This is a genomic window from Pseudomonas sp. B13(2017), from assembly GCF_002113245.1.
GTDB classification, from domain to species: Bacteria; Pseudomonadota; Gammaproteobacteria; order Pseudomonadales; family Pseudomonadaceae; genus Aquipseudomonas; species Aquipseudomonas putida_Z.
The window spans coordinates 433198-459470 of sequence record NZ_NEJX01000001.1; the positions used below are offsets into that span (position 1 = coordinate 433198).

Sequence of the window (26273 nt, forward strand, 5' to 3'; positions counted from 1 at the left end):
ATGTACCTGTGGGAGCGGGCGAGCCCGCGAAGAGGCCAGCACAGAAGGAACAAAAAAGGGGGCCAATAACTGGCCCCCCTTTTTCACATCAGCTCAGCTTAGAAAGCAAAGCACGAACAACCCAACGTCCCCCAGAAGCCCTGGAAGTCATTCACCGGCACATTCGAATGCCGTGCCTTCTCATGGCTGTGCGCATGCACCCCGCAAGGCCCGACACACTGGTGCGCCACCGCTGCCAGCGACGGCGTGCCCACGCGCCAGTGGCCGGGCACCTTGGTCACCGGCGACCACTCCGGCAGCACTGGCACCTGGGGCGGGCCAAGCTTGTCGAATTCCGCCGCGCCATACACCACCTTGCCGTCGACCACCGTCAGCACCGACTCGATGCCCTTGATCGCCTCTTCATCGACACTGAAGAAGTCCAGCGACAGCGCCGCCAGGTCGGCCAGCTGGCCCACCTTGATCTGGCCTTTCTTGCCCTGCTCGCTGGAGAACCAGGCGCTGCCCTGGGTGAACAGCTGCAGCGCGGTGTCACGGCTGAGGCCTTCCGGGTACAGCTCCATGCCACCAACGGTCTTGCCGCTGACCAGCCAGTACAGCGAGGTCCACGGGTTGTAGCTGGACACGCGGGTGGCGTCGGTACCGGCGCCCACCGGCACGCCCATGTCGAGCATGCGCTTGATCGGCGGGGTCTGCTCGGCGGCCTTGGCACCGTAGCGGTCGACGAAATACTCACCCTGGAAGGCCATGCGGTCCTGGATGGCGATACCGCCGCCCAGCGCACGCACACGCTCGATGTTCTGCGGGGTGATGGTTTCGGCGTGGTCGAAGAACCACGGCAGGCCATTGAACGGGATGTCGCGGTTGACCTTCTCGAACACGTCGAGCATGCGCGTGATCGATTCGTTGTAGGTGGCATGCAGGCGGAACGGCCAGCGCTGCTCGACCAGGTGGCGCACCACCGGCTCCAGCTCTTGTTCCATGGTTTGCGGCAGGTCCGGGCGCGGTTCGAGGAAGTCCTCGAAATCGGCGGCGGAGAACACCAGCATTTCGCCGGCGCCATTGTGGCGCAGGAAGTCGGTACCGCTGTGCAGCTTCACGCTGGAGGTCCACTTGCGGAAGTCGTCCAGCTCTTCCTTGGGCTTCTGGGTGAACAGGTTGTAGGCAATGCGCACGGTCAGCTGGTTGTTGTCGGCCAGCTCCTGGATCACCTGATAGTCGTCCGGGTAGTTCTGGTAGCCACCACCGGCATCGATGGCGCTGGTCAGGCCCAGGCGGTTGAGCTCGCGCATGAACTGGCGGGTGGAGTTGACCTGGTATTCCAGCGGCAGCTTCGGCCCCTTGGCCAGGGTGGCGTAGAGGATCATCGCGTTGGGGCGGGCGATGAGCATGCCGGTCGGGTTGCCGAACTTGTCACGCTGGATCTCGCCGCCCGGTGGGTTGGGCGTGTCCTTGGTGTAGCCGACGGCCTTGAGCGCGGCGCGGTTGAGCAGTGCGCGGTCATACAGGTGCAGCAGAAATACCGGGGTGTCAGGTGCGGCCTGGTTGATTTCTTCCAGGGTGGGCATGCGTTTTTCGGCGAACTGGAACTCGTTCCAGCCACCGACAACGCGCACCCACTGCGGGGTCGGCGTACGCGCAGCCTGGTCCTTGAGCATGCGCAGGGCATCGGCCACCGAAGGCACGCCTTCCCAGCGCAGCTCCAGGTTGTAGTTCAGGCCACCACGGATCAGGTGCAGGTGCGAGTCGTTCAGGCCAGGGATGACCGTACGCTGCTTGAGGTCGATGATCTGCGTGGTGGCGCCCTTGTGGGCCATGGCTTCGGCGTCGTTGCCCACGGCGATGAAACGGCCATCCTTGATGGCGACGGCGGTCGCGGTGGGCTTTTCACGATCAACGGTGTGCAGTTTGCCGTTGAACAGAATCAGGTCGGCGGTCATGGAACCTCCTTGGGTGGATGCGTGAGCGGAACCGGCGGAACCGGTAAAAGGCAATGCGGACCAGAGCGCGCCGGCGGCACCGAGCACGGTACTGGTGGCGAGGAACTGGCGACGGGTCTTGTCGTTGCGGTCCTGGGACATGGTGTTCTCCGTCTGGGTGCGGCAGCGGGCAGGCGCAACTGCGGAGCATGCCGGTTGGTGTAGGGGCAAGGCTTGGATGGATGTGCGGTGGGTGGTTGAAGGTTAGCCCTGTTCAGCATTTGTGCTGCCTGGGCTGGCCTCTTCGCGGGTGAACCCGCTCCCACAGTGACACCACCGGCCTTGAAGACTGTGGTATCCCCTGTGGGAGCGGGTTTACCCGCGAATGCCCCGGCACAGTTACTTCTGAAGGAACGCCAGCAAGTCTTGGTTGAGTTGCTGTGCATGAGTCACCGCAAACCCGTGCGGCGCCCCCGCATACACCTTCAGCTCAGCCCCGCGAATCAGCTCCGCCGCCTGCTTGCCGGTGCTCTCGAACGGCACGATCTGGTCGTCGTCACCGTGGATCACCAGGGTTGGCACATCGATCTTGGCCATATCCGGGCGGAAGTCGGTTTCGGAGAACGCGGTCACGCAATCCAGGGTGCCCTTGATCGATGCCATCAGCGCAATGTTCAGGGTCTGGGTCTGCACACCCTGGGACACCTGCTGCCCATGGTTGATGCCATAGAACGGCGCGGCGAAATCGGCGATGAACTGCGCCCGGTCGGCACGCAGGCCGGCGCGGATACCCTCGAACACCGACAGGTCGACACCTTCAGGGTTGTCGTCACGCTTGCCGAACACCGGCGTCACCGCGCCCAGCAGCACCAGCCCGGCCACCCGCTCGCTGCCGTGGCGGGCGATGTAGCGGCTGACGTCGCCGCCACCCATCGAGAAGCCCACCAAGGTCACGTCGCGCAGGTCGAGGTGTTCGATCAGCTGGGCGATGTCATCGGCGAAGGTGTCGTAGTCGTAGCCGTTCCATGGCTGGCTCGAACGGCCGAAACCACGGCGGTCGAAGGCGATGGCGCGGTAGCCGCGGCTGGCCAGGAATTCCATCTGCGAATCCCACATGTCGGCATCCAGTGGCCAGCCGTGGCTGAACAGCACAGGTTTGCCGCTGCCCCAGTCCTTGAAGTAGATCGAAGTGCCATCGCGGGTAACGAACGTGCTCATGTCGGTATCTCCTTGAAAATGTCGAGGTGAAGGCCTGGCTCAGCCACGCAGCCAGTTGGCGCAGCGGCGGGTTACCCAAGGCATGATGTAGAACACCACGGGCAGGATTACGAACACATTGACGATCAGGTTGCCGGCAATCACACCGCCCAGCTGCGGGAAGCGTGCGAACAGCGGTGCCAGCAGTTGCGGAATGATCATGGTCATCGGGCAGATCACCAGGTAGGTCAGCAGCGCCTGCTTCCAGCGCGGCGGTTGCGCTGCGGTGGTGCTCGGCGGGGTGAACCAGAATTCCGGGTCGTCGTGCACCTGGGTGTGGTCACCGCCTTCGAGCAGCGGCAGTACTTCGCTGACCAGTGTCTGGCGCTCGGTCGAGTTGACCCAGGCTTGCAGCAGGCTGGCATCGGCGAAGCGCACCACGGTGGTGAAATGCAGCCCGCCGTCGTCAGGGCGGATGACGTTGACGTCCAGGTGCCCCGGCTGGCGGCGCGCAGTGCTGACCGTGCGCTTGAGCCATGCTTCGTAGGCCGCCAGCGAAGCGGCGCGAACCTTGTGCTGGATGACCAGGGTCACGACATTGCGGTTGTCTTGGGGTGCGGTGTTCATCGGCGTTCCTTGGGATGAGCTTGCCCGCATCCACTGTGCAACGGCGGACGGGCGCTGGATTGGACAGGTGTGCTGCCTTGGCGGGCACCGGCTGGCGGTGCCCGCGCATCTGGCTTACTTGTTGGCGTTGAAAGCGTTGTAGCTGGTGATCAGGTTGCGGTAGTCCGGGATGTGGTTGGAGCACAGCGCGGCCAGGCCTTCGATGTCGTTGCGCCAGTCGCGGTGCAGCTCACAGGCCACACCGAACCAGGTCATCAGTTGTGCGCCGGCCTGGCTCATGCGGTCGTGGGCGGCGTCGCGGGTCATGGCGTTGAAGGTGCCGGAGGCATCGGTGACCACGAACACTTCGAACTCTTCTTCCAGGGCCGACAGCGCCGGGAAGGCTACGCACACTTCGGTCACCACGCCGGCGATGATCAGCTGCTTCTTGCCGGTGGCCTTCACCGCCTTGACGAAGTCCTCGTTGTCCCAGGCGTTGATCTGGCCTGGGCGGGCGATGTAGGGGGCGTCCGGGAACAGGGCTTTCAGCTCTGGTACCAGCGGGCCGTTCGGGCCTTGTTCGAAGCTGGTGGTGAGGATGGTCGGCAGGTTGAAGAACTTGGCCAGGTCGGCCAGGGCCAATACGTTGTTCTTGAACGCGTCCGGCTCGATGTCGCGGACCAGGGACAGCAGGCCAGCCTGGTGGTCGACCAGCAGGACAGCGGCGTCGTCTTTGTTCAGGCGGTTGTATTTGAAGTTGGTCATGGTCGTTGCTCCTAAGGGTTTTGATCTTTTCAGTAAGTTGGGTGTTTCGCGTTGATGGGAGAAGATTAAAACCATGACCTTTTGAGCGGTAGATAGCGATTTTTGGCTCTAGCGTTCTGTTTTATGAACGATGGTTTTGTATGAGCTCGGCCGGCCCTTTCGCGGCTAAAGCCGCTCCCACAGGGATTGCGCTGGATTTGAATCGTGCGCAGTACCTGTGGGAGCGGCTTTAGCCGCGAAGAGGCCGGCACAGGCCCATTGCCTGCCCGGCCAACCTGCTCTATTACTACCCACAGCCCTCCCCTCACCCGAGACCACCATGCTGGCTTTCATCCAGTCATACCCGTTGTTGCTCGGCACCGCCCTGATCCTGCTCGACCTCGTGCTTTGGCAACTGATCCCTCTCCAGCACCGGGCCTGGCGTATCGGCACGCGGTTGGTGCTGTTCCTGCTGTTCAGCTCGGTACTGGTGGCTGCCGGCATGAGCCCGATGCAACCACCACCCTGGCCCGATGATGTCTCGCGCAACCTGATCGCCACGGTCCTGGCGATCGGCTGGTGGCTGTTCGGCGCACGCACGGTGACGGTGGTGTTCGGCCTGTTGCTGGGTGCCCGTGGCAGCCATGGCGGGCGTTTGCTGCAGGATGTGCTGGGGGCGCTGATCTTCCTGGCTGCCGTGGTCGCTGCCGCGGGCTATGTGTTGCAGTTGCCGGTCAAGGGCCTGCTGGCCACGTCGGGGGTAATGGCCATCGTCATCGGCCTGGCGCTGCAGAGCACATTGGCCGACGTGTTCAGTGGCATCATCCTGAACACCACGCGGCCGTATCAGATTGGCGACTCGATCTCCATCGACAGCACCGAAGGCAAGGTGCTGGAAATCGACTGGCGTGCCACCCGCCTGCTCACCAGCACCGGAAGCCTGGCGGTAATCCCCAACTCGGTGGCGGCCAAGGCACGGCTGCTCAACCACAGCCGCCCGGCCGATGTGCACGGGGTTTCGATCAGCGTGGTGGTACCGGCCAAGGTGCGGCCCAAACGGGTGTTCGATGCCCTGGAAAAAGCCTTGCAAGGCGTCAGTGCCATCCTTGCTACACCGAGACCAAAGGTGACGGTCAAAACCTCCACGCTGGAATCAGTGGAGTACGAAGCCAGTGGTTTCGTGGCCGACGCGGGCGCCAAGGGCGACGCGCGCAACCAACTGTTCGACCTGGCCCACCGGCACCTGGAGGCCAGCGGGGTGATGTGGAACACCGACCTGGCCATGCCACCACGCAGCCGCCAGCGCGAGGTGCTGGACGAGGTGCGGGTGTTCCGCTCGCTGAGCGCGGAAGAGCGCGATGCGCTTAGCCAGCGCATGACGGCGGTGGAATACCTGGCCGACCAGGTAATCCTGGGCGTGGGCGAGCATTCCGATCATTTGCTGGTGATTGGCAGCGGGGTGGTTTCGGCGTCGATCCGCGATGGCGACAAGCTGGTCGAGGCCGGGCGCATGGGGCCGGGCGAGGTGCTGGGGATCGAAGGAATCATCGACGAAGAGGAATCGCTGGCCGAGTTCCGCACGCTGACCGGTTGCGTGCTGTATCGGATCGACAAGGAACAGGTGAAGAGCTGCCTGGTGCAACGCGGCGATGTGCAGACGGCCTTGAGCAAGTTGCAACGGTTTCGGCGGCAGAGCCGGGAGTCGTTGTTGCTGCAGAAGCCGGTTTCGATCAAGAAGGGCGGCTTCCTCAGCTGGTTGCACAAGTAAACCTGTGCCGGCCCTATCGCCGGCGAGCCGGCTCCCACAGGTACTGCACAGGCTTTAAGGGCAATGCGGTCAATGTGGGAGCTGGCTTGCCGGCGATAGGGCCGGTGCTTACAACACAACCCTTAGGCATTGCCCCGCGTGGTACAGCGAGAACCCGGACTCGTAGAACGCAGTCCGCAGCGAGGGCGCACTCACGCCCTTCATCGGCGAAAACGGAATCGGCAGGCTGCCCGCCTCCCCCTTCAGCAGGAACTCGGCAAACGCCCGGCCAATCACGGTCCCGGTAGTATTGCCCCGCCCGTTGTAGCCGGTCACCGCTACCAGCCCCGGCGCCGGTTCGAACAGGCGCATCAGGTGGTCTGGGGTGAAGTCGATGCAGCCGGTCCAGTGCATTTCCCACTCGACCTTGCCCAGCTCCGGGTAATAGTGGCTCTGGATGCGGTCGGCCCAACTGCGCACGAACCACGCCGGCTTGTTGTCGACCCGGCCCAGGCTGCCGAGCAGCAGGCGGCCCTGGTCGTCGCGACGGATGCTGCTGAGAACGGTGCGGGTGTCCCACGAGCCTTGGCCATGTGGCAGCACCTTGTCGGCTGCAGCGCCCTGCAATGGCTTGGATGCCACCTGGTAGTAGTAGCCACGGAAGAACTGCTTCTGCAGGTTGCTCCAGTCGCCTTCGGTGTAGGCGCCGGTGGAAATCACCACCTTGTCGGCGCGCACCGAACCCCGTGCGGTCTTCACCCGCCAGGCATCGCCGTCACGCTCCAGGCCTTCGACCGAAGACTGCTGGAACAGCTTGCCACCCAGGCGTGCCACCGCTGCGGCCAGGCCCTGGGTGTAACCCATGGGGTTGATGGTGCCGGCGCGGCGGTCGAGCAGCGCGGCGGAAATCTTGTCGGTGCCGCAGTATTCCTGGCATTGGGCGCCGGTCAGCAGCTCCACATCGGCACCACGGCGGCGCCATTGTTCGTGGCGGGCCTCGAGGTCGGCGATACCGGTGGCGTTGTGCGCCATGTGCAGCGTGCCTTTGTGCTGGGCCTGGCAGTCGATGCCAAGGCGTTCGATCATGGCGAACACTTCGGCCGGGGCTTCGCCGAGCACCTTGTTCAGGCGGCTGCCCTGCTGCAGGCCGAGGGTGGCCTCGACATCGTCGGGGCGGATCCAGGTGCCGGCGTTGACCAGGCCGACGTTGCGCCCGGAGCCACCGTGACCGATCTTCCAGGCCTCCAAAAGGATCACCGACTTGCCCTGTTCGAGCAGGTGGATGGCCGCCGACAGGCCGGTAATGCCGCCACCGATCACACAGACATCGGCCTTGTGCTCACCGGCCAGGGCCTGGGCGGCGACGGTCGGTTTGCTGACGAATTCCCACAAGCATTCTTGACGCAGTTCGGACATGGCCCGGCTCCAGCAATTTGTTCTTGTTGGGGCTGCATTGCAGCCCATCGCCGGCAAGCCAGCTCCCACAGATTACGATCCCTGTGGGAGCTGGCTTGCCGGCGAAACGGGGGCAAAGCCCCCGCCTGCGGACATCAGTCGAACACGATACCCTGCGCCAGCGGCAGTTCGCGCGAGTAGTTCACGGTGTTGGTCTGGCGACGCATGTAGCCTTTCCAGGCATCCGAACCGGACTCACGGCCACCGCCAGTCTCCTTCTCGCCACCGAACGCACCGCCGATCTCGGCGCCGCTGGTGCCGATGTTGACGTTGGCGATGCCGCAGTCGCTGCCCGAGGCGCTCTGGAAGCGTTCGGCCTCACGGATGTCGGTGGTGAAGATGCACGACGACAGGCCTTGTGGCACTTCGTTGTTCAGGCGCAGGGCCTCTTCGAAGTCGTCGTAGGCCAGCACGTACAGGATCGGGGCGAAGGTTTCGTGGCGCACCACGTCGCTCTGCGCCGGCATTTCGGCGATGGCAGGCGATACGTAGTAGGCGTTCGGGTACTGGTCGGCCAGCTGACGCTCGCCACCAAATACCTGGCCGCCTTCGTCGCGGGCCTTGGCCAGCGCGCCCTGCATGGCATCGAACGACTGCTTGTCGATCAGCGGGCCCACCAGGTTGTCCTTGCGTGGGTCACCGATGCGCACCTTGCCGTAGGCGGCTTTGACGCGGGCAACCACTTCGTCCTTGATCGAACGGTGCACGATCAGGCGGCGCAGGGTGGTGCAACGCTGGCCGGCGGTGCCGACGGCGGAGAACAGGATGCCACGCACGGCCAGGTCGAGGTCGGCGCTCGGGGCCAGGATCATGGCGTTGTTGCCACCCAGCTCGAGGATGCTGCGGCCGAAGCGGGCAGCCACACGTGGGCCGACTTCGCGACCCATGCGGGTGCTGCCGGTGGCGCTGACCAGCGGTACGCGCGGGTCGTCGACCATGGCTTCGCCGGCTTCACGGCCGCCGATCACCAGTTGTGCCAGGCCAGCCGGGGCATCACCAAAGGCTTTCAGGGCTTTTTCGAACAGCGCCTGGCAGGCCAGGGCGGTCAGCGGGGTCTTCTCGGACGGTTTCCATACCACCGAGTTACCGGCGACCAGGGCCAGGGCGGTGTTCCAGGCCCAGACTGCGACCGGGAAGTTGAAGGCGCTGATCACGCCGACCACGCCCAGCGGGTGCCAGGTTTCACGCATGTGGTGGCCAGGGCGCTCGGAAGCGATGGTCAGGCCGTACAGCTGGCGCGAAAGGCCAACCGCGAAGTCGCAGATGTCGATCATTTCCTGCACTTCGCCCAGGCCTTCCTGGGTGATCTTGCCGGCTTCGATCGAAACCAGCTCGCCGAGGTCGGCCTTGTGCTCACGCAGCACTTCACCGAACAGGCGCACCAGCTCGCCGCGGCGCGGGGCCGGCACGCTGCGCCAGGCTTCGAAGGCGCTCTGGGCCTGATCGATGCGGGCGATGGTCTCGGCCTTGCCGAGCAGTTTCACCGAGGCGATCTGGCTGCCGTCGATCGGCGTGTGAACAGGGTAGTCGCCCTGGGTGTAAGCCTCGGCAGCAACGCCAAGGCGCTCGAGCAGTCCAGCAACCATTTGTGCATCTCCTACATCGGGTGATGGGGTGGAAAAATGATGTGGATCAGTATTAATCCGATCACACCGGTGCAACAAACGACCTTTATTCCGCATATCATTCCGTCAGGTAATGATTTGAGCCGCAGAGACCGCTATGTCCAAACGCCTGGTGCCCTCCATGACCGCCCTGCAGTGCTTCGAAGCTGCAGCCCGCCATTTGAGCTTTACCCGTGCCGCCGAAGAGCTGCACCTGACCCAGAGCGCGGTCAGCAAGCAGGTGGCGCAGCTTGAAGACATGCTGCGCCACCACCTGTTCCTGCGTATCCGTCGCCGCCTGCAACTGACGCCGGCGGGTAGCCTGTACCTGGCCGAGGTCAACAAGATCCTCACCCAGGTGGATATGTCCAGCCGCTACGTGCTCACCTACGGCGAGCAGACCGAGATATTGAAGGTAGCCACTCAGCCGAGTTTTGGCGTGCGCTGGTTGATCCCGCACCTCAAGGGCTTTGGCAAGCGCCACAGCAACATCCACCTGGACATCCGCAACGAGATGGAGCCGTTCGCCCTGCTGCAGGGCTCGGCGGACGTGGTGTTCTTCTATGGCCAGGGCACCTGGCCGGGGGCCACCTGCGTGGAGCTGTTCGGTGAGGAGGTGGTGCCAGTGTGCGCGCCGGAGTTGCTGGCCGGGCGTGAACTGAACGATGCCGGGGAGCTGGCCGAACTGGTGCTGCTGCAGAGCACCTCGCGGCCAGAAGCCTGGCACGAGTGGTTCCTGGAGCTGGGCTTGCAGAGCGTCAGCGCCTACCACGGGCCGCGCTTCGATACCTTCTACATGGCCTTGAGCGCGGCGCAGGCCGGGTGCGGCGTGGCGTTGGTGCCGCGCTACCTGGCGGCGAAGGAGCTGGCCGAGGGGAGTTTGGTGGTGCCATGGAACCATGCGATGCGCAGTGCCGGGGCGCATTACCTGGCGTATGCCGAGCATGCGGCGGAGGTGCCCAAGGTAAGGGCGTTGGTGGAATGGATTCTTGAGCAGCTTCAGGCTTGAGAATGCCGGGGCCGCTTTGCGGCCCATCGCCGGCAAGCCAGCTCCCACAGGGAGCTCCACAATTGCTGAATCCTGTGTCCAACCTGTGGGAGCTGGCTTGCCGGCGATAGGGCCCTTGAGGTCGATCAAAAAAGGAATGACACACTCACTTTTTTTCGCTTGTGAGCAAAGTGCATTCCCAGCTTTCATGTAAGCGTCCGAACCCAACCAGGAAGCTAGCGATGCCCGCCCACGATTTCGTCAGCCCCGACAGCATCCGCGCGCAGTTCTCTGCCGCCATGTCGCTCATGTACAAACAGGAAGTGCCCCTGTACGGCACGCTGCTGGAGCTGGTGAGCGAAATCAACCAGCAGGTCATGGCCCAGCAACCCGAGGTTGCCGAGGCCCTGCGCTGGACCGGCGAAATCGAGCGCCTTGATCAGGAGCGCCACGGCGCCATCCGTGTGGGCACCGCCGCAGAGCTGGCCACCATCGCCCGGTTGTTCGCGGTCATGGGCATGCAGCCGGTCGGCTACTACGACCTCAGTTCCGCTGGCGTGCCGGTGCATTCCACCGCCTTCCGCGCGGTGCATGAGCAGTCGCTGCACGTCAGCCCGTTCCGCGTGTTCACCTCGCTGCTGCGCCTGGAGCTGATCGACAACCCGCAACTGCGCGAGCTGGCAGAGAGCATCCTGTCCAAGCGCCAGATCTTCACCACCCGCGCCCTCGAACTGATCGCCCAATGCGAGCGCGATGGTGGCCTGAACGCCGCCGATGCCGAGGCGTTCGTACAGGAAGCGCTGCACACCTTCCGCTGGCACCATGACGCCACCGTCACTGCCGAGCAGTACCAGCAGTTGCACGACCAGCACCGCCTGATCGCCGATGTGGTGGCCTTCAAGGGCCCGCACATCAACCACCTGACCCCGCGCACCCTGGACATCGATGCAATCCAGCTTGGCATGCCGGCCAAGGGCATCCCGCCAAAGGCCGTGGTCGAAGGCCCGCCCACCCGCCGCCACCCGATCCTGTTGCGCCAGACCAGCTTCAAGGCCCTGCAGGAAAAGGTCGCGTTCAGCGACCAGCAGGGCAGCGAAGGCAGCCATACCGCGCGCTTCGGCGAGATCGAGCAACGCGGTGCGGCGCTGACGCCGAAAGGTCGCCAGCTGTACGACAAGTTGCTCGATGCCACCCGCGCCGCCCTGGGTGGCGCCCCGGCCGAGGCCAATGCCGAACGCTACATGGCGTTGCTGAAGGACACCTTTGCCGAATTCCCGGATGACCTGGCACAGATGCGTGAACAAGGGCTGGCCTACTTCCGCTACTTCGCCACCGAGAAAGGCCTGGCTGCGCGCGACCAGGACGGCCGCCCAACCACACTGGAAGGGCTGATCGAGGCGGGCCATGTGCACTTCGAGGCGTTGGTGTACGAGGACTTCCTGCCGGTGAGCGCGGCGGGGATCTTCCAGTCCAACCTGGGTGACGATGCGCAGGCCGAGTACGGCAGCAACGCCAACCGCGATGCGTTCGAAGCGGCGCTGGGGCTGCAGGTGCAGGATGAGCTGGCGCTGTATGCGCAGAGCGAGCGTCGGTCGCTGCAGGCGTGTGCACAGGCGTTGAACCTGGGCTCGATGTAAGGCATTGCGGCCTCTTCGCGGGCTCGCCCGCCCCCACAAGTACAGCGCAGGTTTCAAGGCATGCGATAACCCTGTGGGAGCGGGCAAGCCCGCGAAGAGGCCGGTACAGGCGATCAAAGGGCCGGCAGGATCTGCACATCCGGCAAATCCATCGCCGCCACCTCCTCTTCCAGAAACGCGCTCAAACGCCGCAACCGCTCGCCCCCTGGCCGAGTGCGCGGCCAGACCAGGTAATAATCCATCCCGCTGGGCACCGCCGTCGGCCAAGGCAGGCTCAAGCGCCCCTGCGCCACATCCTCGGCCACCATCAGCAAATCACCCATGGAAATGCCATAGCCACGCGCCGCGGCAATCATGCCCAGCTCCAAGGTGTCGAAGACCTGCCCGCCCTTGAGCGAAACCTTGTCACTCAGCCCCATGCGCTCCAACCATTCCCGCCAGTCGCGCTTGTCCACCGTGGGGTGCAGCAGCTCGATGCAGGCCAGCCGACGCTCGTCCCAGGGGTCCTCGTCGAGCAGGTCTGGCGCACCCACGGGGATCAGCAGCTCCGGGAACAACCTGCGCACTTCCCATTCCGGCGGGAACACCCCGTCGCTGAGCAACACCGCGCAATCGAACGGCTCCTGGTTGAAGTCCACATGGTCGACGTCCATCCAGGCGCTGGTCAGCTGCACTTCGTTGCCAGGCTGCAAGTGGCGAAAGCGGCTAAGGCGCGCCAGCAACCAGCGCATGGTCAGGGTCGAGGGGGCCTTCATGCGCAGGATGTCATCCTCACCGCGCAAGGTATCGCAAGCCCGTTCCAGCGCGGCAAAGCCTTCACGCACACCGGGCAGCAGCACACGCGCCGCTTCGGTCAGTTGCAGGCTGCGGCCGCTGCGCACGAACAGGCGGCAGGCAAAATGCTCCTCCAGCGTGCGGATATGCCGGCTGACCGCGCTCTGGGTAATCGACAGCTCTTCGCCGGCACGGGTGAAGGAGCTTAGCCGCGCGGCGGCTTCGAATGCGCGCAGGGCATACAGCGGGGGGAGCTGACGGGACATGAGGCACCTGCCATACGGGGCTGTGAAATGAATCACCGGGAAGCATATATACATGAGTCAGACTCATGCCAATGATCGCTTTTATCCTTTTGTGCAAAGTTGACCGAAGCCTCAGAATCGCCCTTCGTTGATCACCCCAGGAAAAGGACTGCCCCATGCATGTCGCGCCCACCACAGAACTCAAGGCTTTGCTGCGCCTGGCCGGGCCGCTGATCGCCTCGCAGTTGGCGCACATGCTGATGGTGCTGACCGATACCCTGATGATGGCCCGCATCAGCCCGCAAGCCCTGGCTGGCGGCGGCCTGGGCGCGGCGAGCTACTCGTTCGTGTCGATCTTCTGCCTTGGCGTGATCGCTGCGGTCGGCACCCTGGTGGCCATTCGCAAGGGCGCCAACGACATCGAGGGCGCCACCCGCCTGGCGCAAGGTGGCCTGTGGCTGGCCTGGGGCCTGGCGCTGTTCGCTGCGCTGGTGCTGTGGAACCTTGAGCCGGTACTGCTGCTGTTCGGGCAAAAGCCCGAGAACGTTGCCTCGGCCGCCGAATTCCTCACCCTGCTGCCCCTGGCCCTGCCCGGCTACCTGACCTTCATGGCCTTGCGCGGCTTCACCAGCGCGCTGGGCCGCTCGACCCCGGTGATGGTCATCAGCCTGGTCGGCACGGTGCTCAACTACCTGTTCAACGTGGCGCTGATCGAAGGCATGTTCGGCCTGCCCAAGCTGGGCCTGATGGGCATCGGCCTGGTCACCGCGGTGGTGTCGATGGGCATGGCCATTGCCTTGGCGCTGTATATCCGCTGGCACCCGGCCTATACCGCCTACCCACTGCGCAAGGGCCTGTCGCGCCCTTCGCTGCCGGCCCTGCGCGAGCTGTGGCGGCTGGGCCTGCCGATTGGCGGCACCTACATGGTGGAAGTCGGCCTGTTCGCCTTTGCCGCGCTGTGCATGGGCGTGCTGGGCAGTACCGAGCTGGCGGCGCACCAGATCGCCCTGCAGATCGTCTCCACGGCGTTCATGGTGCCGACCGGGTTGTCGTATGCGGTGACCATGCGCGTGGGGCTGTACTACGGCGCCGGCAACCTGCTGGCGGCGCGCAGTGCCGGGCGGGTGGGCATCGGCTTCGGGGCGATGATCATGTTTGCCTTCGCCGCGCTGTTCTGGCTGCTGCCCGATGCGCTGGTGGGGCTGTTCATCGACCGTGACGACCCGGCATTTGCGGCGATCTTCCAGCTGGCGGTGCAGTTGCTGATGGTGGCTGCGTGGTTCGAGCTGTTCGATGGCATGCAGACGATCGCGATGGGCTCGATCCGTGGGCTGAAGGATGCCAAGACCACCTTCCTGATCGGCCTGGTGTGCTACTGGCTGGTGGGGGCGCCGAGCGCCTGGCTGTTCACCTTTACCCTGGGTGGTGGCGCGGTCGGGGTGTGGTGGGGGCTGGCGTTGGGGCTGGCGTGTGCGGCGGTGGCACTGACCTTTGGCTTTGAGTGGCGCATGAAGCGGCTTTTGGGTAAGGCAGGGGGTAGTCGAGAGGCTACCGCCTCGGCCTGACTCAAGGGCCTATTCGCGGGCACGCCCGCTCCCACAGGTACAGACACGGACACTGTGGGAGCGGGCGTGCCCGCGAAAGGGCCCTAACGGGCAGCCTTCAACTGGCAGCCGGTCGCCTGCAGCAAGAACTCCATCAACTCCCCCACCGGCAGCGGCTTGCTGACCAGGAAGCCTTGAACCTGGTCACAGCCAAACCCGCGCAGCAACGCCATCTGCTCTTCGCTCTCCACCCCTTCGGCCACCACCTCCAGGTTGAGGTTGTGCGCCAGGTTGATCATGGCGTGCACCAGCTTGCGGTTCTCCTCGCGCATTTCCATTTCCGCGACAAAGCTGCGGTCCACCTTGAGCAAGGTGATCGGCAGGCTGTTGAGGTGCACGAACGAAGAGAACCCGGTACCGAAATCATCGAGCGAAAAGCGCACGCCCAGACGCCCCAGGGCGTCCATGGTCTGGCGCACCAGTTCGTTGCGGCGCATCACCGCCGTTTCGGTCAGTTCGAACTCCAGCCAGCGGGCATCCACGCCATGTTCGAGAATCAGGCGGCTCAAGGTCGCCAGCAACTGGCTGTCCTGGAACTGGCGGAAGCTCAGGTTGACCGCCATGTGCAGCGGCTCCAGGCCGCGCTCGCACAGCGCCTGCATGTCACGCAGGGCACGGGAAATCACCCAGTAGCCCAGCGGCACGATCAGGCCGCTCTGCTCGGCCAGCGGCACGAACTCGCTGGGCGGCAACAGGCCGCGCTCGGCATGCCGCCAGCGCACCAGCGCCTCGAGGCCGACGATGCGCCCGTCGGCCAGGTTCAACCGCGGCTGGTAATGCAGCTCCAGTTCGTCCCGGCGCAGGGCGCGGCGCAGTTCGCTTTCCAGGTCGGCAAGGCTACGGGCGTTGCGGTTGATGCGTTCGTTGAACACATGGAAAGTGCAACCCTGGCTGCCCTTGGCCTGGCGCATGGCGATGTGCGCGTGCCACATCAGCGGGTCGGCACCACCCTGGGCGCGGGCATGGGCCAGGCCCAGGCTGCAGCCCAGCAGCAGACTTTCGCCGTCGATCCAGTAGGGTTCGGCCAACGCCTCGACAATTCGCTCGGCAATCGATTCGGCACGATTGGGGTCGCGTCGGGTGTCGATCAGCAAGGCGAACTCGTCGCTGCCCAGGCGCGCCAGCTGGTCACCCGCCTCCAGTTGCTGTTTCAGGCGCGCCACCACCTGCAGGATCAGGCGGTCGCCACTCTGGTGGCCGAGGGCGTCGTTGACGTGGCGGAAGTTGTCCAGGTCCAGGTGGCCGAGGGCAAGGCCACGGCCGTCGTTCTCGGCCAGGCGCGCGGTCAGCAAGGCCTGGAAGCCCTGGCGGTTGGCGATGCCGGTCAGCGGGTCCTGCTCGGCCAGGCGCTGCAGGGTGGCCACCAGCACGCCGCGCTCGCGCACATGGCGCAGCGAGCGGCGCAATGTGTCGGCATTGAGCTGGTCGCGCACCAGCCAGTCGCTGACAGCGGTGGGCGCTACCTGGGGCTCGTGGTCGAGCAGCAGGATGGTCGGCAACTCGCAGCGCCCGGGCGCGGGCTGCAGGGCCGGGGTTGCCAGCACGACAGCCTGGCGGTCCTGGTTGAACAGGCTGTCGACCGACTCCCAGTTCGGCGCCGTCAGCAGCACGGCGCTGCCACCCAGTGCAGGCGTGCACTCGCGTAGCAGCGCACCCCATTCCGGCTCATCGGCCAACAGCAGCAAACGCAATGGTTCGACAGGCGTGGACAAGCGGGCTCCTTAGGGCTTCACGGTGCAACGGAAACTGCCAGGTATGCTACTGCATTAATGAAAATGATTTTCAATTTAATACATGTTTTTACGGGTGTAGCATCCCGACGTATTTTGTCGTGCATCCTGCGCGAAACTGCGCCAGCCGGCAAATCCCGTTTACATATTTGACTCAGACGTCAGACGGTCGCGCCACAAACGCCCCATGCCTGTTAGAATGCGCGGCTATTTTCTGGCGACCCCCGGTTTCTAGCATGTCCCGACTCAATCCCCGGCAGCAGGAAGCCCGTGACTATGTCGGCGGCCCTCTTTTGGTGCTCGCCGGTGCAGGCTCGGGCAAGACCAGCGTGATCACGCGCAAGATTGCCCACCTCATCCAGAACTGCGGCATCCGTGCCCAGTACATCGTGGCGATGACCTTCACCAACAAGGCCGCGCGCGAGATGAAGGAGCGGGTCGGCACCCTGCTGCGCCCGGGGGAAGGCCGTGGCCTGACGGTGTGCACGTTCCACAACCTGGGCTTGAACATCATCCGCAGGGAGCACGAGCGCCTGGGCTACAAGCCGGGTTTCTCGATCTTCGACGAGTCCGACATCAAGGCGTTGCTGTCGGACATCATGCAGAAGGAATACTCCGGCGACGACGGCATCGACGAGATCAAGAACATGATCGGTGCCTGGAAGAACGACCTGATCCTGCCCGCCGAAGCCCTGGAGAAGGCGCGCAACCCGCGCGAGCAGACCGCAGCAATCGTCTACACGCACTACCAGCGCACGCTCAAGGCGTTCAACGCGGTGGACTTCGACGACCTGATCCTGCTGCCGGTCAAGCTGTTCCAGGAACACCCCGATGTGCTGGAGCGCTGGCAGAACCGCGTGCGTTACCTGCTGGTGGACGAATACCAGGACACCAACGCCAGCCAGTACCTGCTGGTGAAGATGCTGATCGGCATGCGCAACCAGTTCACCGTGGTAGGCGACGACGACCAGTCGATCTACGCCTGGCGTGGCGCCCGGCCAGAAAACCTGATGCTGCTCAAGGAGGACTACCCCTCCCTGAAAGTGGTGATGCTGGAGCAGAACTACCGCTCCACCAGCCGCATCCTGCGCTGCGCCAACGTGCTGATCGCCAACAACCCGCACGCGTTCGAGAAGCAGCTGTGGAGCGAGATGGGCGTGGGCGACGAGATACGCGTCATCCGCTGCAAGAACGAGGAAGCCGAGGCCGAACGCGTGGCCATGGAAATCCTCACCCTGCACCTGCGCACCAACCGCCCGTACAGCGACTTTGCCATCCTCTACCGCGGTAACTACCAGGCCAAGCTGATCGAACTGAAGCTGCAGCACCACCAGGTGCCGTATCGCCTGTCGGGCGGCAACAGCTTCTTCGGCCGCCAGGAGGTCAAGGACCTTATGGCCTACCTTCGCCTGCTGGTGAACCCGGACGATGACAACGCCTACCTGCGGGTGATCAACGTACCGCGCCGCGAAATCGGCTCCACCACCCTGGAAAAGCTCGGCAATTACGCCACCGAGCGCGGTATTTCGATGTACGCCGCCAGCGAGGAGCTTGGCCTGGGCGAGCATCTGGACGCCCGCTATACCGAGCGTTTGCAGCGCTTCAAGCATTGGCTGGACGGGGTGCGCCACAAGGTTGCCCTGGAAGACCCGATTGCCGCGCTGCACGAGATGATCCGCGATATCGACTACGAGAACTGGATCCGCCAGCAGACCGCCAGCGACAAGGCTGCCGAGTTCCGCATCAGCAACGTCTGGTTCCTGGTCGAAGCGCTGAAGAACACCCTCGAGAAGGACGAAGAGGGTGACATGACCATCGAGGACGCCATCGGCAAGCTTGTGCTGCGCGACATGCTCGAGCGCCAGCAGGAAGAGGAAGAGAACGCCGAAGGTGTGCAGATGATGACCCTGCATGCGTCCAAGGGCCTGGAATTCCCCTACGTGTTCATCATGGGCATGGAAGAGGAAATCCTCCCGCACCGCTCCAGCATCGAGGCCGACACCATCGAAGAGGAACGCCGCCTGGCCTACGTGGGCATCACCCGCGCGCGCCAGACCCTAGCCTTCACCTTCGCCGCCAAGCGCAAGCAGTACGGTGAAATCATCGACTGCACGCCCAGCCGGTTCCTCGACGAACTGCCACCGGACGACCTGGCCTGGGAAGGTCTGGACGATGCGCCGGTCGAGGTAAAGGCCGCACGGGGCAACAATGCCCTGGCCGATATCCGGGCAATGCTCAAACGCTGATCAACCATTACTCTTTAACTTTGCCGCTATTTGCGGCCACCTTTGCTACATCGAGGAAAACAAAGTGGAAGCACTGCATCAGAAGATTCGCGAAGAAGGCATCGTGCTTTCCGATCAGGTTCTCAAAGTCGACGCGTTTCTCAACCACCAGATCGACCCGGCGCTGATGCAGCTGATCGGTGACGAGTTCGCCCGCCTGTTCGCCGACGCGGGCGTGACCAAGATCGTCACCATCGAAGCCTCGGGCATTGCCCCGGCGGTGATGACTGGCCTGAAGCTGGGCGTGCCGGTGATCTTCGCCCGCAAGCACCAGTCGCTGACCCTGACCGAGAACCTGCTGACCGCCTCGGTGTATTCCTTCACCAAGCAGACCGAGAACACCGTGGCCATCTCGCCGCGTCACCTCAACAGCAGCGACCGCGTGCTGGTGATCGACGACTTCCTGGCCAACGGCAAGGCGTCGCAGGCCCTGATCTCGATCATCAAGCAGGCCGGCGCCACCGTGGCCGGCCTGGGTATCGTGATCGAAAAGTCGTTCCAGGGTGGCCGTGCCGAGCTGGACAGCCAGGGCTATCGCGTTGAGTCGCTGGCCCGGGTGAAGTCGCTGGAAGGTGGTGTGGTCAGCTTCATCGAGTAAGCCTGTAGCGGCCCTATCGCCGGCAAGCCAGCTCCCACAGGGAGCTCACAGGACCCAAGCCTAGCGCAGTACCTGTGGGAGCTGGCTTGCCGGCGATGGGCTGCAAAGCAGCCCCGGCAATTCATCCGGTTGCCGCCAACCCCGCCAGCAACAACCGCTGGTAAAGCTCTTCCTTCAGCCCCTGCGGCTGATCCAGTTGCATCCGCGCAAGATGCCTCGCATACCCCTCTGGCCCCGGCGCATCCAGCGCTGCCTTGCCCAGCTCCAGCACCTCGCTCAGCTTGAACTTGCTTTTCAACCAGTTCAGTGCCCGCAGCAAATCCCGCTCTTCAGCCGTAAAGTCCGTGCCCAGCGGATACTCCGGGAACAACCGCGAGTGCCGCGCCCTGATCGCCTCCAGCCGCTGCGGCGTATTGTCGGTAAAGCACGCCTCCAGTTGAAAATCCCTGGCCAACTTGCCGGCATCCCTTGCCTGCTCGATCAACCCCTGCTGGAACCGCGAATCACATACCGCCAGCAACCGCGCAATCACCTCGCTGTCGGTCTGCCCACGCAGGTCGGCGATGCCGTACTCGGTCACCACGATATCGCGCAGGTGCCGGGGGATGGTGCAATGGCCATAGTTCCAGAACAGGTTCGAGGTTACCTCCCCGCCCGCCTCACGCCAGCTGCGCAGCAGCAGGATCGAACGCCCGCCCTCCAGCGCATGGCCCTGGGCGACGAAGTTGTACTGCCCGCCCACGCCACTGAGTACCCGGCCATCCTCCAGCTGGTCGGCCACCCCGGCGCCGAGCAGGGTCATGCCGAATACGGTGTTGATGAAACGCGCATCACGGCGTTGGCGGCGCTTGAGTTCCTCCTGCCCGTACAGCTCGTTGATGAAGCTGATACGCGTCATGGCAAACCGTGCGCGCTGTTCCAGCGGCATGTCGCGCAAGCGCTGATAGAACGCCTGGGGGCCGAGGAAGAAACCGCCATGCAGCACTGCCGCCCCCTGCTCGTCCGCCGGGCGCCGCAACAGGCCCGCTTCGGCCAGCGCCAGCAAGCCGTTGACGAACATCTCGCTGCAGCCGTACAGGCCTTGGGCGAAGGTATCCAGGCCCCCTTCCCGTTCGATCAGCGCTTGCCACGAGCCAGCACCCAGCGCGTCGAGCACGGCACGATAACCGGCGTTGTCACCCTGGCGCGCCAGCAATGCGGCAGCTACCGCATCGCCCATGGCACCAATGCCGATCTGTAGCGTGCCGCCGTCGCGAACCAGGCTGCTGGCGTGCAGGCCGATGCAGTGGTCCTGGGTGTTGACCGGCATGTTCGGCGTGGAGAACAGGCGGCGTTGCTCGGCTGTATCGATCAGCAGGTCGAACGTATCGATGGGTAGCTCGGCGTCACCCGGCATGTAAGGCAGCTCGGCATGCACTTGGCCGAGCATGAGGATGGTCTCGCCGGCGGCGCGGCGCTTGGCGATCATCGGCAGCAGGTCGAGGGTGATGTCGGGGTTGCAGGCCAGGCTCAGGTGCACCGGCCTCTCGGGGGTGGCGGCCACCAGCTGCGCGATCAGGTTCAGGCCCTTGGCGTTGATGTCGCGTGCGGCGTGGCTGTAGTTGCTGCTGATGTAGCTCTGCTGGGCCGACGCGCTGTGCAGCAGGCTGCCGGGTTGCATGAAGAATTGTTCCACCTGGATGTTCGGCGGCAGGCTGTCGTTGCGAAGGTCGGCGAGGTAGGTAAGGTCTTCATAGTCGGCGAAGACGCGCTCGACGAAGGGCTCGAGAAAGCGCCGCTGCAGGCCATCGCCCAGTGGCGGGCGGCCGAGGGACAGGGCGGTGTAGATAGTAAGGCGCCGTTCGGGCAGCTCGCGGATGCGGGCGTAAAGCGCATTGACGAAGGCGTTGGGCTTGCCCAGGCCCAGCGGCAGGCCCATTTGGATATGGGCTGGCAGGCGCGACAGGACTTGCTCGACGGCCTGGTCGATGGAGCAGAGGTGCATCGGGGCCTCCTGAGACATCCATGGGTTCAGGGGTTGGACATGGGCCTGAAGTATTTGGTTGCCTGTGCCGGCCTCTTCGCGGGCTTGCCCGCTCCCACAGGAACACCGCTGCCGACAGGTCCCGTGACAACCTGTGGGAGCGGGCAAGCCCGCGAAAGGGCCGGTAAAGGCGCCGCAAAAACAAAGCCCGCCATCAACGGCGGGCCTCATGCAATTCAGCTGTTTCTCACAGCCCGGACATCTTCTTGATCGCCCCTTTCAAGTCGTCATCCGAGCAGTCTGCGCAGGTGCCTTTCGGTGGCATGGCGTTGATGCCGGTAATGGCCTTGGCCAGGATGCCGTCCAGGCCGCCCTGGTGGTCGGCGCGTTCCTTCCACGCCGCGGTATCGCCAATCTTCGGTGCGCCGAGCAGGCCGGAGCCATGGCAGGCATTGCAGTGCTTGGCGATGATCTCGTCCGGCGTCTTGGCACCACCGCCACCTGCGGCGGCGGCCACTTCCATGCCTTTGCACTCTTGGCCCTGGACGCACACCTGGCCAACCGGCTCCAGGCGCTTGGCGATGTCATCATTGGTCGCAGCGGTTGCGCTCATTGCCCAGAGGGCGAATACGGCTGCTGGTACGGCCAGCATCTTCTTGATTTGGTTCACGCGAACACCCTCATGGTGGCTAATCACGCTCGCGGCCACGGATCGGCGAGCGTTGAAAAGTATAGCGGGAACCCAGAGGCCGTGAAACGACCCCACACAGGAAAGGGGTATTGCCGAATCAATGCACTGCGCTGGATCAAAAGTTTGAAGGCGTCGCCGCACTGATCAGCCGCGCCGGCCGGTCGAACGGGTTGCGAAAGCGGTGCGGACGGGTGCTTTCGAAGTAGTAGCTGTCGCCCTCTTCAAGGATGAAGATCTCGTTGCCGACCACCAGCTCCAGGCGGCCTTCGAGCAGGATGCCGGTTTCTTCGCCGTCATGGGTAAGCATTTCGGCCCCCGTATCGGCACCCGGTGGATACACCTCGGTGAGAAAGGCGATGGCACGGTTGGGGTGCGACTTGCCGACCAGCTTCATGGTCACCGCCCCGTCGGAGATATCGATCAGCTCATGGGCCTTGTAGACGATCTGCGTGGGGCTTTCAGGTTCCAGTTCGACCGAGAAGAACTCGACCATGGACATGGGAATGCCGCTCAGCACCTTGCGCAGCGAGCTGATCGACGGGCTCACGCTGTTCTTCTCGATCATCGAGATGGTGCTGTTGGTCACGCCGGCACGCTTGGCGAGTTCACGCTGGGACAGGCCCTTGAGCTTGCGGATGGCTTGCAGTCGTTCGCCGACGTCCAAAGCTGGAGCCTCCTGAAACGGTGGAAAGGGGGGTGGATGTGAACGATATCATGGCAATGCCGTTCAGTATTTACAACACACCGCCCTTCAACCTGTCCGCTTCAGCGTGTCATTCGCCGACGTAGTCCCGAGGTACCCGCTTCAGGTTGCAGAAAATCTGGTACGGAATGGTACCCGCGTGCGCAGCCACTTCACTGGCCAGCACATGCTTGCCCCAAAGTTCGACGGGGCTGCCGACGGTGGCTTCCGGCACGTCGGTCAGGTCGATGCTGAGCATGTCCATCGACACCCGGCCGATCAGTTGGGTGCGCTTGCCGGCGACCAGCACCGGGGTACCGTTGGGCGCCTGGCGCGGGTAGCCATCGGCATAGCCCATGGCAACCACACCAACGCGGGTTGGCCGTGGGCTGACGAACTTGGCGCCATAGCCCACCGGCTCGCCGGCAGGCAGTTCGCGCACGCTGATCACCCGCGATTGCAGGGTCATCACCGGTTGCAGGCGCTCGGCCTCGGCCTGGGCCACTTCGAACGGTGTGGCACCGTACAGCATCAGGCCCGGGCGCACCCAGTCGCTGGGGGCCTGCGGCCAGCCCAGCACACCGGGGGAGTTGCGCAGGCTGCACTCGGCGGCCAGGCCCTGGCGGGCGGCCTCGAACACGGCGATCTGCTGGGCGGTAGCGTCGGCATCCAGTTCGTCGGCGCGAGCGAAGTGGCTCATCAGCACGATCCGTGCGACCTTGCCGCTGGCCAGCAGGCGCTGGTAGGCCTCGTGGTAGTCCTTGGGGTGCAGGCCGACGCGGTGCATGCCGCTGTCGAGCTTGAGCCAGACGGTGAGCGGCTTGTGCAGCTGGGTCTTTTCGATCGCTTCCAGTTGCCACAGCGAGTGCACCACGCACCACAGGTCGTGTTCGGCGATCAGTGCCAGTTCGCTGGCTTCGAAGAAGCCTTCCAGCAGCAGCACCGGGCCCTTGATACCGGCGGCGCGCAGCTCCAGCGCTTCTTCGATGCAGGCCACGGCAAAGCCGTCGGCTTCGGCCTCCAGGGCCAGGGCACAGCGCACGGCGCCGTGGCCGTAGGCGTCGGCCTTGATCACGGCGAGGGCTTTGGCACCGGTCAGTTCACGGGCCAGACGGTAGTTGTGGCGCAGGGCCTGGAGGTCGATCAGGGCGCGGGCGGGACGCATGGCGGCTGCCTTATGGTGGTTCACAGGTTGAAAACGGTGTTGGGTTCTTCGCGGGCTCGCCCGCTCCCACAGGTACTGCACAGTTTTCAATATCTGTGGTGTTCCTGTGGGAGCGGGCGAGCCCGCGAAGAGGCCGGTACAGGCGAACTTACTGCTGGTGAGCCGGCGCAGTCTGCCCGTGCTTGGCCACTTCCGGGCTGTTGCCATAACGGGAAATGTCCAGGCCTTCGGCACTGATCTGCGGCTTCTTGCGCGCAATCAGGTCGGCCAGCAGGCGACCGGAGCCGCACGCCATGGTCCAGCCCAAGGTGCCGTGACCGGTGTTCAGGAACAGGTTGCGGAACGCCGTGGCGCCGACGATCGGCGTGCCGTCCGGGGTCGCCGGGCGCAGGCCGGTCCAGAAGCTGGCCTGGCTCAGATCACCGCCGCGAGGATAAAGGTCGTTGACGATCATCTCCAGCGTTTCGCGCCGACGCGGGTTCAGCGACAGGTCAAAACCGGCAATTTCAGCCATGCCGCCGACGCGGATACGGTTGTCGAAACGGGTAATGGCGACCTTGTAGGTCTCGTCGAGAATGGTCGAGGTCGGGGCCATGTCGGCGTTGGTGATCGGCACGGTCAGCGAGTAGCCCTTCAGCGGGTACACCGGGGCCTTGATGCCCAGCGGCTTGAGCATCTGCGGCGAGTAGCTGCCCAGCGCCAGCACGTAACGGTCGGCGGTTTCCAGCTTGCCGTCGATCCACACGCCATTGATGCGGTCACCCGCGAAGTCCAGGCGCTGGATGTCCTGGCCGAAGCGGAACTCCACGCCCAGCTTCACGGCCATTTCGGCAAGCTTGGTGGTGAACAGCTGGCAGTCGCCAGTCTGGTCGTTTGGCAGGCGCAGAGCGCCGGCCAGGATGTCCTTGACGCCAGCCAGGGCCGGTTCGACGCGGGCAATGCCGTCGCGGTCGAGCAGCTCGTAAGGCACGCCGGACTGCTCCAACACGGCAATGTCCTTGGCCGCGGCATCCACCTGGGCCTGGGTACGGAACAGCTGGGTGGTGCCCAAGCTGCGGTTTTCGTATGCGATGCCGGTTTCGGCGCGCAGCTCGTCGAGGCAGTCACGGCTGTACTCGGACAGGCGCACCATGCGCTCCTTGTTCACCGCGTAACGGCTGGCGGTGCAGTTGCGCAGCATCTGTGCCATCCACAGGTACTGGTCGACGTCGCCGGTGAGCTTGATGGCCAGGGGCGCGTGGCGCTCCAGCAGCCATTTGATGGCCTTCAGCGGCACGCCTGGGGCGGCCCAGGGCGAGGCATAGCCGGGCGAGATCTGGCCTGCGTTGGCAAAGCTGGTTTCCATGGCCACCGCTGGCTGGCGATCGACCACCGTTACTTCGAAACCTTGCCGGGCCAGATAGTAGGCACTGGCGGTTCCGATCACACCGCTACCAAGTACCAGAACTCGCATCGTTTTATCCCTCGCACGCGGCGCGCCGCAGACTTTTATTGAAATGGCATGAATGCGCGCAGTATAGGAATTTGAAGGCAGTGCAATTCACTATATAAAAGCCTATTATTGGCGAGAATTCTCGGCAAAATCGCCTTTCACGGAGGGGCATCCCCTATGAGAACCCAGCACCAGAGCAAGCGTGAACTGGACAAGATCGACCGTAACATCCTGCGTATCCTGCAGAATGACGGGCGTATTTCCTTCACCGAACTGGGCGAGAAAGTTGGGCTTTCCACCACCCCTTGCACCGAGCGGGTCCGCCGCCTGGAGCGCGAGGGCATCATCATGGGCTACAACGCCCGCCTGAACCCGCAGCACCTCAAGGGCAGCCTGCTGGTGTTCGTGGAAATCAGCCTGGACTACAAATCGGGCGACACCTTCGAGGAGTTCCGCCGCGCGGTGCTGAAACTGCCCCACGTACTGGAATGCCACCTGGTTTCAGGCGACTTCGACTACCTGGTGAAGGCGCGTATTTCCGAGATGGCCTCGTACCGCAAGCTGCTCGGCGACATCCTGCTAAAGCTGCCGCACGTGCGCGAATCGAAGAGCTACATCGTGATGGAAGAGGTGAAGGAGAGCCTTTGCCTGCCGATCCCGGACTGAAGTCAGACCAGCACCTGGCGGGTGGTGGCAATGAACTGGTGGACCAACTGCTCGGCAGCGGGCTCGATCATCTGTTCAGGGCCACGGCCACGCGGGCAGGCCAGGCGCGGGGTGGTGCCGAACAGGCGGCAGATCATCGGGCGCTCTTCATACACCGTGCAGCCGTTGGGGCCCAGGTGCACACAGTCCAGGCGCTCCAGGGCGGCGTCCTGCTCGGCTTGGGACTTGCGCGGCAGGCGGGCCATTTCTTCCGCCGAAGTGGTGACCGGGCCGCAGCAGTCGTGGCAGCCGGGCTCGCACTCGAAGGAAGGGATGAGTTCGCGCAGGAAGTGGATCTTGTGGCGGTTGCAGGACATGGCAAGGTACAAGTTTGAGAGCTGAGGTTGGATTATAGGGCCAATCGCCGGCAAGCCGGCTCCCACAGGTACACCGCCGGTCTCAAGTGCCACGCGGACCCTGTGGGAGCTGGCTTGCCGGCGATGAGGCCGGTTGCCCCTCCCCAAAGCCCCGGCTTATCCTCCTCCCCCTCAGCCCACCAGCC

21 protein-coding genes are annotated in these 26273 nt (G+C 64.2%); 7 read left to right on the forward strand and 14 right to left on the reverse strand.

Annotated features, from left to right (window positions below; genetic code table 11):
* Positions 1-98: 98 nt before the first annotated feature.
* From CAG44_RS01945 to ycaC, 4 genes are all read right to left on the reverse strand, one after another.
* The gene (locus tag CAG44_RS01945) at positions 99-1940 is read right to left on the reverse strand and encodes an amidohydrolase (protein ID WP_178076908.1); all 1842 of its coding nucleotides are present in this window, start codon (positions 1938-1940) and stop codon (positions 99-101) included.
* A 378-nt stretch (positions 1941-2318) separates the two neighbouring features.
* Positions 2319-3137: an alpha/beta fold hydrolase gene (locus CAG44_RS01950; RefSeq protein ID WP_075046744.1), complete on the reverse strand. Its 819-nt coding sequence runs from the start codon at positions 3135-3137 to the stop codon at positions 2319-2321.
* A 39-nt stretch (positions 3138-3176) separates the two neighbouring features.
* Entirely contained in the window at positions 3177-3743 is a 567-nt protein-coding gene (locus tag CAG44_RS01955; protein ID WP_085691497.1) for an antibiotic biosynthesis monooxygenase, read from the reverse strand.
* Between the two features lie 114 nt (positions 3744-3857).
* Positions 3858-4487: an isochorismate family cysteine hydrolase YcaC gene (gene ycaC / locus CAG44_RS01960; RefSeq protein WP_085691498.1), complete on the reverse strand. Its 630-nt coding sequence runs from the start codon at positions 4485-4487 to the stop codon at positions 3858-3860.
* 319 nt (positions 4488-4806) lie between these two features.
* Here ycaC and CAG44_RS01965 point away from each other — a divergent pair, with 319 nt between their 5' ends.
* A complete protein-coding gene (locus CAG44_RS01965; protein ID WP_085588777.1) occupies positions 4807-6234 on the forward strand; it encodes a mechanosensitive ion channel family protein in 1428 nt (475 codons plus the stop codon).
* Positions 6235-6342: 108 nt separating this feature from the next.
* Here the strand turns inward: CAG44_RS01965 and CAG44_RS01970 are convergent, their stop codons facing one another.
* Positions 6343-7629 carry an FAD-binding oxidoreductase gene (locus CAG44_RS01970; protein WP_013974769.1) on the reverse strand — a complete coding sequence of 429 codons (1287 nt, stop codon included), beginning with the start codon at positions 7627-7629 and terminating at the stop codon, positions 6343-6345.
* Positions 7630-7763: 134 nt separating this feature from the next.
* Positions 7764-9254, reverse strand: coding sequence for an aldehyde dehydrogenase family protein (locus CAG44_RS01975; RefSeq protein WP_003253547.1), 1491 nt, complete (start codon positions 9252-9254; stop codon positions 7764-7766).
* 136 nt (positions 9255-9390) lie between these two features.
* Here CAG44_RS01975 and CAG44_RS01980 point away from each other — a divergent pair, with 136 nt between their 5' ends.
* Together CAG44_RS01980 and CAG44_RS01985 are read left to right on the forward strand one after the other, a co-directional pair.
* Entirely contained in the window at positions 9391-10281 is an 891-nt protein-coding gene (locus CAG44_RS01980; protein ID WP_085691499.1) for a LysR family transcriptional regulator, read from the forward strand.
* Between the two features lie 221 nt (positions 10282-10502).
* Positions 10503-11897 carry a VOC family protein gene (locus CAG44_RS01985; protein ID WP_085691500.1) on the forward strand — a complete coding sequence of 465 codons (1395 nt, stop codon included), beginning with the start codon at positions 10503-10505 and terminating at the stop codon, positions 11895-11897.
* Between the two features lie 113 nt (positions 11898-12010).
* On the opposite strand, the gene CAG44_RS01990 is transcribed toward CAG44_RS01985, so the two are convergent.
* Complete coding sequence (locus tag CAG44_RS01990; protein WP_085691501.1) at positions 12011-12937, reverse strand: LysR substrate-binding domain-containing protein; 927 nt, start codon at positions 12935-12937, stop codon at positions 12011-12013.
* A gap of 155 nt (positions 12938-13092) precedes the next feature.
* Here CAG44_RS01990 and CAG44_RS01995 point away from each other — a divergent pair, with 155 nt between their 5' ends.
* Positions 13093-14481, forward strand: coding sequence for a NorM family multidrug efflux MATE transporter (locus CAG44_RS01995; RefSeq protein WP_085691502.1), 1389 nt, complete (start codon positions 13093-13095; stop codon positions 14479-14481).
* An 83-nt stretch (positions 14482-14564) separates the two neighbouring features.
* Here the strand turns inward: CAG44_RS01995 and CAG44_RS02000 are convergent, their stop codons facing one another.
* On the reverse strand, positions 14565-16232 hold the full coding sequence (locus CAG44_RS02000) for a bifunctional diguanylate cyclase/phosphodiesterase (protein ID WP_085691503.1): 1668 nt from the start codon (positions 16230-16232) through the stop codon (positions 14565-14567).
* Between the two features lie 254 nt (positions 16233-16486).
* Here CAG44_RS02000 and rep point away from each other — a divergent pair, with 254 nt between their 5' ends.
* Together rep and CAG44_RS02010 are read left to right on the forward strand one after the other, a co-directional pair.
* Entirely contained in the window at positions 16487-18496 is a 2010-nt protein-coding gene (rep, locus tag CAG44_RS02005; RefSeq protein WP_025341098.1) for a DNA helicase Rep, read from the forward strand.
* Between the two features lie 64 nt (positions 18497-18560).
* On the forward strand, positions 18561-19133 hold the full coding sequence (locus tag CAG44_RS02010) for a xanthine phosphoribosyltransferase (RefSeq protein ID WP_003253535.1): 573 nt from the start codon (positions 18561-18563) through the stop codon (positions 19131-19133).
* 121 nt (positions 19134-19254) lie between these two features.
* On the opposite strand, the gene CAG44_RS02015 is transcribed toward CAG44_RS02010, so the two are convergent.
* The 5 genes from CAG44_RS02015 to dadA form a co-directional block, all read right to left on the reverse strand.
* Entirely contained in the window at positions 19255-21117 is a 1863-nt protein-coding gene (locus CAG44_RS02015) for an acetyl-CoA hydrolase/transferase C-terminal domain-containing protein (RefSeq protein WP_085691504.1), read from the reverse strand.
* A 226-nt stretch (positions 21118-21343) separates the two neighbouring features.
* Positions 21344-21748, reverse strand: a complete 405-nt coding sequence (locus CAG44_RS02020) for a cytochrome c5 family protein (RefSeq protein ID WP_038408395.1) — start codon at positions 21746-21748, stop codon at positions 21344-21346.
* Positions 21749-21902: 154 nt separating this feature from the next.
* Positions 21903-22451 (reverse strand): cupin domain-containing protein, encoded by a 549-nt coding sequence (locus CAG44_RS02025; protein WP_013974777.1) that lies wholly within the window; start codon positions 22449-22451, stop codon positions 21903-21905.
* A gap of 109 nt (positions 22452-22560) precedes the next feature.
* Positions 22561-23634, reverse strand: a complete 1074-nt coding sequence (gene alr / locus CAG44_RS02030; protein ID WP_085691505.1) for an alanine racemase — start codon at positions 23632-23634, stop codon at positions 22561-22563.
* 148 nt (positions 23635-23782) lie between these two features.
* Positions 23783-25087, reverse strand: coding sequence for a D-amino acid dehydrogenase (gene dadA / locus CAG44_RS02035; RefSeq protein ID WP_013974779.1), 1305 nt, complete (start codon positions 25085-25087; stop codon positions 23783-23785).
* 156 nt (positions 25088-25243) lie between these two features.
* Between dadA and dadR the strand changes: the two genes are divergently transcribed.
* Positions 25244-25732 carry a transcriptional regulator DadR gene (gene dadR, locus CAG44_RS02040; RefSeq protein WP_003258963.1) on the forward strand — a complete coding sequence of 163 codons (489 nt, stop codon included), beginning with the start codon at positions 25244-25246 and terminating at the stop codon, positions 25730-25732.
* Positions 25733-25734: 2 nt separating this feature from the next.
* Here the strand turns inward: dadR and CAG44_RS02045 are convergent, their stop codons facing one another.
* Positions 25735-26088 carry a YkgJ family cysteine cluster protein gene (locus CAG44_RS02045; protein WP_013974780.1) on the reverse strand — a complete coding sequence of 118 codons (354 nt, stop codon included), beginning with the start codon at positions 26086-26088 and terminating at the stop codon, positions 25735-25737.
* Positions 26089-26273 lie beyond the last annotated feature (185 nt).